11 protein-coding genes are annotated in these 12580 nt (G+C 67.0%); 1 reads left to right on the top strand and 10 read right to left on the bottom strand.

Annotated elements, in window-relative coordinates; genetic code table 11:
* Positions 1-16 precede the first annotated feature (16 nt).
* The 8 genes from ACZ5NW_RS30555 to ACZ5NW_RS30520 form a co-directional block, all read right to left on the bottom strand.
* Positions 17-991 (bottom strand): glycoside hydrolase family 11 protein, encoded by a 975-nt coding sequence (locus ACZ5NW_RS30555; RefSeq protein ID WP_468747196.1) that lies wholly within the window; start codon positions 989-991, stop codon positions 17-19.
* Positions 992-1414: 423 nt separating this feature from the next.
* Positions 1415-1984, bottom strand: coding sequence for a DUF4232 domain-containing protein (locus ACZ5NW_RS30550; protein WP_468747195.1), 570 nt, complete (start codon positions 1982-1984; stop codon positions 1415-1417).
* 330 nt (positions 1985-2314) lie between these two features.
* Positions 2315-3124, bottom strand: a complete 810-nt coding sequence (locus ACZ5NW_RS30545; RefSeq protein ID WP_468747194.1) for a DUF2637 domain-containing protein — start codon at positions 3122-3124, stop codon at positions 2315-2317.
* Between the two features lie 30 nt (positions 3125-3154).
* Positions 3155-3415: a hypothetical protein gene (locus tag ACZ5NW_RS30540; RefSeq protein ID WP_468747193.1), complete on the bottom strand. Its 261-nt coding sequence runs from the start codon at positions 3413-3415 to the stop codon at positions 3155-3157.
* A gap of 819 nt (positions 3416-4234) precedes the next feature.
* Positions 4235-4801 carry a Uma2 family endonuclease gene (locus tag ACZ5NW_RS30535; RefSeq protein ID WP_468747192.1) on the bottom strand — a complete coding sequence of 189 codons (567 nt, stop codon included), beginning with the start codon at positions 4799-4801 and terminating at the stop codon, positions 4235-4237.
* 305 nt (positions 4802-5106) lie between these two features.
* The gene (locus ACZ5NW_RS30530; protein WP_468747191.1) at positions 5107-6693 is read right to left on the bottom strand and encodes a serine/threonine-protein kinase; all 1587 of its coding nucleotides are present in this window, start codon (positions 6691-6693) and stop codon (positions 5107-5109) included.
* A gap of 251 nt (positions 6694-6944) precedes the next feature.
* Positions 6945-7208 (bottom strand): hypothetical protein, encoded by a 264-nt coding sequence (locus ACZ5NW_RS30525; protein ID WP_468747190.1) that lies wholly within the window; start codon positions 7206-7208, stop codon positions 6945-6947.
* On the bottom strand, positions 7205-7519 hold the full coding sequence (locus ACZ5NW_RS30520; RefSeq protein ID WP_468747189.1) for a hypothetical protein: 315 nt from the start codon (positions 7517-7519) through the stop codon (positions 7205-7207). The genes ACZ5NW_RS30525 and ACZ5NW_RS30520 overlap by 4 nt, the downstream gene beginning before the upstream one ends.
* Before the next feature lie 147 nt (positions 7520-7666).
* Here ACZ5NW_RS30520 and ACZ5NW_RS30515 point away from each other — a divergent pair, with 147 nt between their 5' ends.
* Positions 7667-7921, top strand: a complete 255-nt coding sequence (locus ACZ5NW_RS30515; protein WP_468747188.1) for a GntR family transcriptional regulator — start codon at positions 7667-7669, stop codon at positions 7919-7921.
* Positions 7922-7998: 77 nt separating this feature from the next.
* On the opposite strand, the gene ACZ5NW_RS30510 is transcribed toward ACZ5NW_RS30515, so the two are convergent.
* Positions 7999-9255 (bottom strand): hypothetical protein, encoded by a 1257-nt coding sequence (locus tag ACZ5NW_RS30510; RefSeq protein ID WP_468747187.1) that lies wholly within the window; start codon positions 9253-9255, stop codon positions 7999-8001.
* 128 nt (positions 9256-9383) lie between these two features.
* Positions 9384-12578, bottom strand: coding sequence for a type I restriction endonuclease subunit R (locus ACZ5NW_RS30505; RefSeq protein WP_468747186.1), 3195 nt, complete (start codon positions 12576-12578; stop codon positions 9384-9386).
* Positions 12579-12580 lie beyond the last annotated feature (2 nt).

The raw sequence follows: 12580 nt of genomic DNA, 5'->3' as shown, positions 1-12580 counted from the left end.
GTGAGGTCCCCCTTCCCTAACTCGTACTGCAGGACACCGTCGGCCAGGTCCAGTTGCCGTTGTGCTGGATGGTGACGCCCCAGTTGTTGCCGCTGCCGTTGGGCTTGGCGACGAGGGTCTGGGAGTCGGGATAGCCGGCGCTGACGTTCCAGGTGGACAGGACCTTCGCCGGGGAGGGGACCTTCATGGTGACGGTCCAGTTGGAGGAGCCGGAGACCGCGACGTTGAGGTTGTAGCGGTCGCTCCACTGCTGCCCGGCGGAGAGGGTAGCGGTGCAGCTGCCTCCGCCTCCGCCTCCGCCGCCCCCGCCTCCGCCGCCCGAACCGGCGTCGCCGAGGGTGATGTTGGAGTTGCCGCTGCTCTGGTAACCCTCGGTCGCCATGATCATGTAGTAGTTGAAGCTGCCGAGGGGCATTCCGGCGCGGGCCCAGGCGTCGAAGTGGTTGCCGGTGGTGATGGTGCCACCGGTGCGCTTGGACTGCCGGACGGACCAGTACTGGTCGAAGGTCTTGTTGCCCTCCACGGACGGGGCGTTGTACCGCGTCGTCTTGTAGATGTCGTACGTGCCGCCGTCGGTGGTGACGGTGCCCTTGTACGTGCCGGTGGGCCGGTAGGTGCCCCAGTTGTCGACGATGTAGTACTCGACGAGCGGGTTGGCGGTCCAGCCGTACAGCGAGAGGTAGGCGTTGCCGGACGGGTTGAAGGAGCCGGAGTAGGTCACCGTGCGCCGGGCGCCGTTGGCCCAGCCCTTGCCGGCGACGAAGTTGCCGACGTTGCTCCACTGCGTGCTGTAGTTGCCGCCGGAGCCGAGGTTCATGGACGAGGAACCACCTCCGTCGGTCCAGAACGAGTAGTAGTAGCCGTTGTTGGTGCCGGTCTGGTTCGTGGAGATGACCGTATCGGCGTGAGCTGTTGCGGGCAGAGCCAGCAGCAGCGCGCAGGCGGCGAAGATGAGCAGCCTGAAGCGATGCAGTGCGGATGCGACAGTCATGAGCGCGAGTTTTGGTGTGCCCTCATCAAGTGTCAACGGTTTCGGCAATAGTTTCGAAACATTCGCAGACATTCGAAGTGGGCCCGGGATGGAAATCCCCAGCTCAGAGCGCCAATCTCAGAACCAACACGGAAGCCAGAGCTAAGATCGCTTACCGCAAGATCAAATACCCCGCCCAATTTTCCGAATGTTTCGAACCCTCTTCCGGATTGTCTTGAACTCGCCGAGGCGGAGGGAGATGGCCGATCATGTGGATGGACCCGAAGACGACAGAACAGGCCCCCGAGCCATCCGCGACGACCTTCAGCGCGCCCACGGGATTTACCACGCCCCCGGGGCGCACCGAAGGTGCGCCGAATCGCTGACCTGCACGTCAGAGCGTTGCGAACGTCGTGCAGGCTGCTCGATTCATGGACGTTGCGATCAGGAAGGCTTGACCGCCGAGACCGGGGTGGCGGTCACCTTGTTGTCGCACTCGGCCCACCATCCCTCGTTCAGGGCGACCTGGTGCTTCCCGGAGTGCGGCAGTCCGATGACCATCGTCGGATACGCCGCCGGGGTGTTGCCCGACACGCAGTAGCCGTCGGCCTCCCCCTGGACCTGGACGAAGGTCAGCTTCACCCACGCCTTGCCGTGCGGCCGGACCGTCACGGTGGCCGCCCTGCCGGTGGGGGTGACCTTGAGCGGGCTGTTGTGGGCGGGGGAGCCGTTGCCGGCGCCCGCGACCGTCGGGTGGCCCTTCAGGGTGCACGTCGTCCGGGAGACGTTGGTGAACTGCACGACCGCCGCCCCGGTCCCGGTCCCGACGGGCGGGTGGGCGGCCTGCCAGGCGCTGACCTGAAGGGCGGAGGCCGAGCAGGCGGGCGGCGGGGTGGAAGCGGTGGTGCTCGCCGCCATGGCGGTGCCGGGCAGGATGCCGGTCGCCGCCGCCGCGACGGCCGCGACCGCCGTCGTAGCCAGAGCCGCCCTGCGAATGCCGTTGCTGTGACGCACGTTGTGGTCCCCCTGAGTCGTCTCGTCCGCGGGTCTCGGTGGTCGGTTGCTGCCCCGCGGTACGCGTGGTCGTGGTACGTGAGTGCAGATGGGGCGGGAGAGCAGCAGGGTTCAGTCCGGCGACTGCTTGTGACGGAACGGTGACGACTCCAGGTGGCTACTTCAGGATCGTGGCCAGGAGGACCGTGACGACCAGACTCCATGCCACCAGCGCTATGCCTGTGTGCAGCCATCCGGTGTGCGGTGCGCCACCCCGGGTAGCCCGCGAGGTGACTCCCCGGCAGACGCAGTGGTTTTGTGGCGGCAACGGCGAGTGTGCCCAGCTCTGTTTTACCGTGCAGGTCTGAGGCCGCGGTTCGGCCGTACTCCACCGACGGATGCCTCGGTTGACTGCGGCCCGTGCCGGCGCAGTGGTCGCCGGGGTGGCCTCGTCAGAGTGATCTGGCGTACCAGTTGCTGGAAACAGGCCAATGACGCGAAGCTCGGCAGGGCAGCCGCCGCTCTGTCCATGAGGCTTGGCGGGGCCTGGGCGACACACATGGCCATCGCGATGAAAGAGAACACCAGGACCACGCACCAGGAGTGGAAGGACCGGCGCTGGTGCAGCGCGTGGCGCAGGATGGACAGCGACGCCACCAGCCAAGGACCGAAGACCAGGACAGGCCACCAGGAGGTGACGTTTGAGTCGGTACGGCCCGCCGCGATAAACAGCAGCGGATCGTAAGCGATCACCCCACCGAACACACTGACCGTCGACGCGCTGACGGTCGCTGCTGCGGCAATGAGGTAACTGAAAGTGAGGAGCTTGCCCCGGCGGCGTTCCCGCGTCTTGCGATGGCCCCGCGCCGCAGCCTTCACTGGGGGCAACTCCGCGGTCAACTGGACCAACGTTTCCCGGTAGGACCCAGGATTCGAGGGTCCCTCGCTGCGTGCGGCCGGAATCCTGGGCTGCTCGACCTCAACCTCGACAGCATCCCGCAGCATAAAGGCCAGCTCCTCAGCGGGATCCCAGCCTGGCTCTGGCGGCGTCAAAGGCGGATAGAGGATTCCCGCTTGTTCCTGATACCCCGTGGCGTCCTCATAGCCGTAGGAGAATTCGGCGGAGAAACCTGAGTAGGGGGTTGTTCGCTCGTCGTGCATGGCGTGGCTGCCCGTCTCTGTGCGCTGGCACTACTCAACTCCCAACTCCGCCCAGCGTCTCGAAAGGCCATTTTCCAGAATGTGCATGGCGTGCACGAAATCCTGCAGGTCGTTCTCGGCCGCATCAAGCGGGACCGATAGCCCCCCCTTTGCGAGAATTCCGTTTTCCGTGGCGTCCCGGGCGGGTTTCGAAATATAAGTGAAGCAACCCAGGCGCGTGACTCGTACCCCGTCCGATTGCATCCTCTTGGGGAGAGGATCGACCGCCTGTTCCGCGATTTCCTTCGTCATGTAGCAACTAACGGCGTCTCACGATAACGGATGCGTCGCGAACGGGTGAATGATTAGCCGGACAAACACGTTGTGCAGGTATAGGGCAGGCCTACAGGCGGTCGTATGAAACAGCGGAAAATTTCAATATTCCTCGCATGCCGCGGGTTGGTATGCATCTTTTGCTGATCAGCCACAACCACTACTTACCACAGTATGAAAATCCAAGGGCCCCGTTGTTGCGGTGGTCCAGGTGCCGGAATCATTGCCCGTGGCGCCGTACATGAATATTGTCCTGCAGGGCATCGATCATGCGTTGGCGACGGCGCAGCTCCACTTCATCCCTATGATAGAGGCGTCGATATGTATTGGATAGAAACAAAAAAACGAAAGCCAATACAGATGAACTCACGATAAGCGCCCACACTACAGCGTCCCGCATATCATCTCCATTGCATTTCTGGATATCCGTTGCGTGATGCATTTGTGACACCAGCACAACTGACCAGGGCATGCCGCGTTACGTGTGGATGATGAGTTTCTGGCGTTCGGCGTAATGGCCCAGGCTGGATTCCCACACCCTCCATTTCGACGGAAAAAGGCCCCGGACCATGATCGGTCCGGGGCCTTTTGGCTGGTGCCCCCGGCAGGATTCGAACCTGCGACACCCGCTTTAGGAGTGGGATCGAATTCTTGCCGGGCGATGCCTGGCACTGCCGCGCGGTGCTGTTTCCCCTGGTCAGAACTTCGCGGCGAGCCGCTTGATCCGGCTCATGCCGCGCTGTAGTGGGCTGTCCGCTCACGCATAGCTCACGCTGTTGGCTGCTGAGCGGCGCGTGGTCAGATCTGGCCGAGGTCGATCTCCACTGGGAAGGGGGCCGCTACCTTGAGGACGCCGGTGAAGACGTCTCCGTCCCGGTAGGCCTTCGTCGCGGGGTCGAGAACGTAGGTGTACACAAGAGGAACGCCTGTCGCGGCCTGCTCGATCCGCCAGTAGAAACCGATGCCTGCCTTGGCGTACTGGTCGACCTTCACGATCCGGTCGGTGGTCTCCGAGCCCGGCGACACTACCTCCGCGACCAGCAGCACGTGCTCAGGACGGGTGGGGCTGATGTCGATCGTGTCCGCGCGGTACACGACGACATCCGGGCGGCGATTGGTGAGCGGGACGTCCTGAAGCCGGACGTCGAAGTCCGTGTCGGCGTTCCACTCCGGGCCCGCGGCGGCATCGAGGGCGTTCGCCAGAATCCGAGCCAGCCGGTTGTGCCGCTTGGACGCGCTGGGACTCACGACGACCATCCCGTCCACGACCTCGATACCGGCGCACTGCTCCTCGGACCAGGACTCGTACTCCTCCGCCGTGATCTGCTCATGCATCCATGCCGGAGCCACCATCTCGGCCGTCATGAAGCACCTCCCGGACACTGTGCTGCGGGCCCGATCCCGCTGGATTCAGCGTACTGTCCGCCGTCCTTCCGGCACGCTGATCTCGCTCACGCTCCCTCCCGTCGGCCGACATCCGGCCAGCAAGCCCACGGCAAGTGGGAGACCGGCGCGGTGGACTCGTTGCCAGAGGATCGGAGCACGGCCGGCGGTACCACTGACTTGGCGGCCACACCGGTGAGCGCTGAACCACCCGGCAGCGCGACCGTCGCGAAACCCTCGGCCGCAGAGCAGCTGGTTTTGGCGATGCTGCTTCTGGAGGAAGCGGGTCAGGAAGCCGAACCGTCGAGGTCGAGGCGGATCACGGCGAGCGCCTCGGCGATCTCGGCGGTCATCTCGTCCTCCGGGCCGAACACCATGCACATGTCCTGGTGGAGTGGTTCGAGGACCTGCCGCGCCTCGGCGGTCCGGCCCTGGGCGAGCAGCAGCATCCCGATGTTGTGCCGCAGCTCCACGGCTTCCTCGCTCACGTCGCTGTCGACGGCCCGCACGACGTTCAGCACGCCCTGGAGTGCGGCCAACGCGTCGGTGACCTGGCCGAGTTCGGCGCGGCACCGGGCCGCCTGGGCACGGCAGGCGCGGGCCTGCTCGCCGGTGGGCCCGGCGATACGGGCGTAGGCGTCGGCGAGGGCGTCGAACTCGGGCAGGGCGGCCCGGTAGTCGCCGCCGAGGAGGCGGATCGCCGCCCGCTGGCGGCGCAGCGCCAGGACCTGCTTGCTCTCGGAGCCGAGGGCGAGGGCGGCGGGTTCGATGACCTCGCCGAGCACCTCGGCGGCCTGCGCGAACCGTTCCTCTTCCAGAAGGGCGTCGGAGTGGGCGTACGCCTCCTTGATGTCCTCGCGCATCCGGTCGGGGACGGGCACCGGCGGGGCCTCCGGGAGGACGGCCGTCGGCGCCGGACCGCCGGGCGTCGTGGCCTGGGCGCGGGCGCGGGGCGCGAAGGGGTGACGGAACACCTCCGTCGGGTCGGGCGCGCCGGTCGGCCCGGCGTCCGCCGTGCCGGGCTCCTGGCCCGGCGGCGGGAGAAACGGCAGCAGCCGCGCGTACACCTCCTGCGTGTCGGCGGGCCGCGCCTCGGGCGCCTTGCGCAGCAGGTGCAGGACCAGCTCCTCCAGCGCCTCGGGGACGTCGGGCCGCAGCTGTCGCAGCGGGGTGGGGGCGGCGTTGACGTGCTGGTACATCAGCAGGTACTCGCTCTCCGCCTCGAACACGAGCCGCCCGCTGAGGAGTTCGTGCAGCACACAGCCGAGCGCGTACAGGTCGGTCTGCGGGGTGATACGTCCGCCGCGGACCTGCTCGGGCGACATGTACTGGTGGGTACCGATGGGGCTGCCGGTGGCGGTCAGCTTGGTGACGTCCGTCCGCAGCATCGCCGCGATGCCGAAGTCGAGGACCTTCACGGTGCCGTCGCGGGCGACGAGGATGTTGCCCGGCTTGAGGTCCCGGTGGATCACCGGCACGTCGTGCGCGTACGACAGCACGGTCGCGATCTGCGCGGCGACGGCGGCCGCCCAGCTGACCGGCAGCGGCCGGCCGGGGTCGAGGTAGGCGGACAGCGGCACGCCGTCGACGAGCTCCATCACCAGGAACAGCCGCTCGTACGACGCGTCGAGCACCGCGTCGTACACCTGCGGCACACCAGGGTGCTGAATGCGCGCGGTGATCCGGGCCTCGCGACGGAAGCGCTTGGTGAACTCCTCGGCCAACTGCGGGGACGTGACCGACGCCTGCCGGATGAGCTTCACGGCGACGGGCCGGTCGAGGACGGCGTCGTAGCCGCGCCACACGTCGCCCATGCCGCCGTGGCTCAGCTCCTCCAGGAGTTCGTAACGGTCGGAGATCGCCTCCTGCGGCACCTTGCCCCCGTTGTGCGTGATGAACAGTCACGGTCAGGGGTCAAGTGTGACCGCTGCGTCAGGATGCCGTCCAGGGTTCGCGGCGCGACATGGACATGGACCCGGCGGTGGACGACGGGCAGGAGGGTGCGGCGGCCGCCCTCCCGCCGCAGGAACAGCCCCGTGCTGCGGTCGGTGGATGGTGGGTGCCCGGGAGGAATCCCGGGCACCCACGGCACCACCGGCCCTGCGGCCGAAGTGCCTTTACACCGTCACTCCCTGTCCGCCGCCATGATGCCGACGCATTCTTCGAGCGCGGCGTGCAACGGCGTTACGAAGGCGGCGAGCTCGGCGTCCGACGCCTTCCCCACCTCCAGCACTGCGCCGACGACCGTCACCAGGACGGCTGCGGCCTTCAGGGCGTGCGCGTCGGCCAGCTCCTCAAGACGGCCGCCGGGGTGTGTGACCGCCAGGGCCTCCTTGCCGGTGTCCGGGTCGAGGCCGAGGCTGCGCAGACGCGGCGTACTCGTGCTCATACGGCGACCTCCCACGGAACCGGAACGTAGTCCTGCCCCAGCGTCGCCAGGACCGCCGCCCGGCGCCGCTCGCGCTGAAGACGCCGCCGGTCACGTTCGTCCCGCTCACGCTCCCATTCGACGACGTACGGCCGGACCAGGGGCATGCCGTCGGCGGTTATGACGTCCGCCAGGTGCGGACACGTGATCACGGGCGGGGGTTCCGGAGCGGGCGGAGAGGAGATGGGGGGCAGTGGCGGCGGCGCTGCGGCGCGATGGGCACCCCGGGCGGGCAGGAACAGGGCCAGAATCGCGGCCAGTAGGCTGCGCATAGGTCGACTCCCAATCAGTCGGCTGAGGCCCCGGTAGGGAAGTAGCCGCTTCCCGTCGGGGCCGCTCTGTGTTGCGCACTACGGTAGCGCGGATAACCGCAGATAACCACGGATGCGCGGAATGCCGTGGTCACCCACGCTGATGTCATGGAGCTTGACCGCACACGCCCCCTGTGGCGGCAGATCGCAGCGGAGATCATCCGGCGCATCCAGAACGGCACGTATCCGCCGGGAAGCCGCGTGCCCTCCACTCTGGAAATCGCCCACGAGTTCGGCGTGGTGAATGCGACAGCGGCGAAGGCGATGCGCCATGTACGGGAGCAGGGGTGGACGCGGGGCGAGGTCGGGCTGGGGACGTTCGTCGCCGACCCCCTGCCGCCCTCCCCTGAGACCCCGGCCTAGCCCAAGCCGCAGCCACCCATCTGGCGACTTGAGGGAGTAGTCGGGCTGCGCACGTGGCAGACGGTCGGCGCCCCACCTCAGCCTTCCCTGTCGCGTTTCTCATCGTCCTCGCTCCGACGACGCCCCAGCTCGGCGATCCCGCTGGAGATCTTGTCCCTTACCGAGCTGGCCCGGTCCAGGGTCTCGTTGCCGAGGTTCTTGGCGGCATTCACACCCTTCGCTCCGGTCACGAGCGCCTTGTTCCTCGCCTCCGCCGCAGCGTCCACCCATCGTCGCGCATCCGATGACTGGAGGCCGGTCTCAATGCCGAGCCGCCCGTGGAAGTCAGAGACGCCGGTCGCTATATGGTTGCTCGACTGGACTACAGTCGGCGACTTGGTCGGGTGCAGAAGCACCTTCGCGTTGGCCGTGTCAGCAGCCGCATTCATCCGGGCCACCAGACGCTCGGTGCTCCGCGCAATGAGAACCAGCCGGTTCTGTCGGGCAGCCCGAAGCCCGAGGCGATGCCGGTCCAGCTCCTCCGGAGCCGCGTCCAGCACTCGGTCGAGTTCGAGTACGGCGATCGCATCCTGCAGTTGGAAGCAACGGGCCAGAACAGCGAGCCACTCCTGAGCCTGTGCCTCTGCTTCAGCGGCCGCAGTCGCGAGATCGCCGATCTTGGACTTGCTCTTGCGCTCCACCTTCTCCGCGAGTGCGTCGAGCTGACGCAACGCGTACGCCTGGGTGTCTGCGATCGTTGCTGGCGCGGCCTGCACCTTCGACCACGTGACCTCGGAGACCCGGCCCACCTGCTCTCGGATGGTCATGGTCTCCTCGATCACGAGGTCCACTCCGATCATGCGGGCCAACACGCCGTCCTTCTGGGCGCGGAGCACATCGTCGACCTTTTCGTCGATCGTGGCGAGATAGTCGGTGATCTCGTCCATGGTCTGCTGCATCGCGAGCTGCGCCATGATCCCGGCGGCACCGGCCAGACGCGCCGGGTTGGTCAGAAACGAGCCGGCGCCCTTCTCGATCTGGAGCCATGACTTGATCGATCCAGGTTTGCCCAGCATCGCGTGGCTGACGCCCGGCGTCTTGCTTTCCATCAGCCCGAACTTCTTGACGCGCTGCGCGGACTCCTGGGTCAGTTTCACCCAGCGACCGGAGTTGGCGGCGATCTCTGAACCCGATTGCGCTACTGCGGCGCCGGTGCCGAAGGCGGACTTGAGCCGTTGCAGTCCGAGGTCCTTCGACGGTAGTCCCTCCGATACGAGGAAGCGTTCGACATCCGTCGCCTCCCCGATGACCGCCAGCCCATCACCGTCACTGATCAGCTCGATCTCGCTGTCCATCGCTCGCTCCTGAAGTGGCTTTCGGCAGTTGAGAGGTGGCGGGGTGCGCGCGGCGACCGCCGGGGCATGGGCCGGTGTCTTCCTCGGAAGGATGCCCCGGACGGCATGCCCCAGCCGGGGCGTACGGATCAGACGTCGTCCAGCCCCTCCTCGCGGCGGATCATCCGCCAGGCCGCCTTGCGGGCGCTGCGGTCCAGGCTGGACTTGAAGCCCTTGTCGGGGCCGAAGTACTGGCGGCCCATGCCTGCGATGGTGTCGATGTGGTCAGCCATCTTGTCTGCGAAGACGTTGTCGAAGACGAGGCCGAAGTTCTCCTCGTCGTTGACGACGGCAGCCGCCCGCACCTTCGGGTCGGCCTTGGCCTCCTCGAACGGGCGGATGACGTCCTGCTCGGTGAACTCGGTGCCGAAGCGTTCGTTGAACTTCTCGATCAACTCGGAGAGCAGCGACTTCTCCGCTTCCTTCGCGCCACCCGAGCCGTCGCCGAAGCCCGGCATCGTCGCCGGCCCCTCGGGGGTGAGGGAGACGTCGTACTCGCCGGTCTTCTCCACCCGCAGATGGCTGAGGTCGACCTCGCCTATGTCCACCCCGCCGTCCGCGCGGCGCGGCAGCCGGTTGAGGAGGTAGCGGCCGTAGAGGTGCAGCCGCTCCAACTCGGCGTCCCGGTAGGGCACGATCTGCGCGAGGAAGCCGTACTTCCTGATGTAGTCGTTGAGGTCGGCGCGGAAGCCCTCCGCCGTCTCCTGGTCGTCCTCGTCCTCGCTTTCGAGCAGAGCGGTGAAGCGGGCGACGGCGGGGGAGAGCAGCCGGTACAGCTCGGCGTGCAGCTTCTCCCACTTGGACTGTGAGCCCGCCGCCTTCTCCTTGGCGGCGAAGTACGCGGCGGCGAACTCGTCCATCTCCTGCCCGGACAGGATCGCCGCCTGCATGACCCGGCTCTGCGCGGTGTAGAGCAGGTTGGGGTCGGAGGGGAGGGTGTTCGCCTCCTCGAAGTACGGGCGGAAGGACTCCTGTATGTCCTCGGCGTCGTTGACGAAGTCGAGGACCGCCAGGTCGGCCTGGGTCTTGCGCTCGGCGGTCCGGTTCAGCCGGGACAGGGTCTGGACGGCGGAGATGCCGGTCAGCGTCTTGTTGACGTACATCGTCGTCAGCAGCGGCTGGTCGAAGCCGGTCTGGTACTTCTCCGCCACGACCAGGATCTTGTACTCGCGCTGGCCCGGACCACCGGCTCGGGCGGCCTTGTCGTCGGCACGCGTGTACGCGAACGCCTTCGGCAGCGCGCTCTCCGACAGCCCGCCGTTCTCCTTCGGCTCGGTGGTCTCCTCGCCGTCGATGGTGAGCGAGCCGGAGAAGGCGACGAGGACACCCAGGTCGGGATACTTGGTGTCGTAGTCGCGGTCCTTGATGTAGCTCTTGATCGCGCGCGCCATCTGCACGGCGGACTGCCGGGAGGCGGTCACCACCATGGACTTGGCCCGCCCGCCGAGACGGCCCCGGCTGTGCGCCACGAAGTGCTCCACGATCACCTGGGCGTGCTGTGCGACCGTCGAGTCATGGGTCAGCGCGTACCGGGCGAGCAGGGAGTTCGCCTTCGACGGGTCGACCTCCCGCTCGTCGGGGTTCTGGTTCACCAGCTTCCAGTACGTGTTGTACGTGACGTAGTTGCGCAGCGGGTCGAGGATGAAGCCCTCCTCGATCGCTTGCCGCATGGAGTACGTGTGGAAGGGCCGGTAGGCCGCCTTGCCGTCGATGTCCTGGAGCGTGCCGAAGAGTTCGAGGGTCTTGGCCTTCGGCGTGGCGGTGAACGCGAAGTAGGAGAGGTTCGCGGCGCGGGAACGCTGCTCGGCCCGCTTCTTGAGCTGCTCGTCGAGGGTGGTGCCCTCGGTCTTGACCGTGGTCGCGCCCGCGTCGTCCGAGTCGGAGTCCAGGCCGAGGTCGCGCAGGGCGGACCGTACGGCGGTGGCGGCGTCGCCGGACTGCGAGGAGTGCGCCTCGTCCACGATGATCGCGAAGTGGCTGCCCTGAATCTCGGTGGGGTTGCGCTGGAGGTAGTCGAGCAGCGCCGGGAACGAGTGCAGCGTGACGGTGACGATCTTCCCGGTGTCGCGGGAGAGGGCCTTGGCGAGCTGCTCGCCCTTCGCACCATGCTTCTCGTCGATCTTCACGACGAGGCCTGCGGTCTGCTCGAAGTTGCCGACCGTTTCCCGGAGTTGCGCGTCCAGGTTGCGGCGGTCGGTGATGACGATGACCTTGTCGAAGACCGGCACGCCTGGCTTGAGGCCCTTGGCGACGGCCTCGGGGTCGAGTTCGCGGGGGTCGGTGGGGGTGTGCAGGTCGCTGAGGCGGTGGGCGAGCCAGCCGATGGTGTTCGACTTGCCCGAGCCGGCCGAGGCCATGACCAGGTAGTCGTGTCCGGCGCCGTGGGTGGCGGCGTGTGCGGTGAGCTTCTTGACCACGTCCCACTGGTGGAACCGGGGGAAGATCATGGTCTTGGTGGAGCCGCCGCCGGGCGTCTTGCTTTTGTGCAGGTGCACGAACCGCTGGAGCAGGTCCAGCCAGTTGTCCGGCTGCCAGACCTGTTCCCAGAGGTAAGAGGTGGCGTACGTGCCGTAGGCGGTCGGGGCCGGGTTCCCGGCGCCGCCGGGCTGACCAGGGCCGTTGGACCCGGTGTTGAAGGGCAGGAAGCGGGTGTTCTTGCCCTTGAGTTGGGTGGCGACGAAGACCAGGTCCGGGTCGACGGCGAAGTTCGCGACGACCCGGCGCGTGAAGATCAGCTCGGTGGGGTCGCGGTCGGTTCGGTACTGCTCCTTGGCCTGCTCCACCCCCTGCTTGGTGAGCGGGTTCTTCAACTCGGCCGTGGCGACGGGGATTCCGTTGAGGAAGAGGGCGAGGTCGAGCCGGTTGCCCCAATCGGCCTGCTTGGTCGCGTATTCGAGTTCGCGGACGACGGTGAGGCGGTTGGCCCGGTAGCCGTCCAGCACAGAGTCGTGGGCGACGAGGTTCGGCTTGAAGTACGCGACGCGGAGGAGGACGCCCCGGTCTTTGACGCCGTTGCGGAGGACGTCGAGGAGCCCGTTGGTGGCGATGGCCTGGTCCAGGCGGCCGGCGAACCCACGCTGTGCCTCGTTCGGGTCGCCACCGTAGACGGTGAGCAGCTCGTTCCACTCGTCGGGCTGGGTCGCCCCGATGAAGGTGAAAAGTTCGTTGGTGTCCAGGCCGAGATCGGCCCGGTAGTCCTGAGGGCGCGCTTCCCGCCAGCCACGCTCGATCATGGCGGCGACGATGGCATCCCCGAAGGCGGACTCCGTGTGGATGGGGCTCATGG

The organism is Streptomyces sp. NPDC032126, from assembly GCF_055580085.1.
The sequence above is the reverse complement of the archived record's forward strand: the minus strand, read 5'-3'. Positions and strand labels throughout refer to the sequence as shown.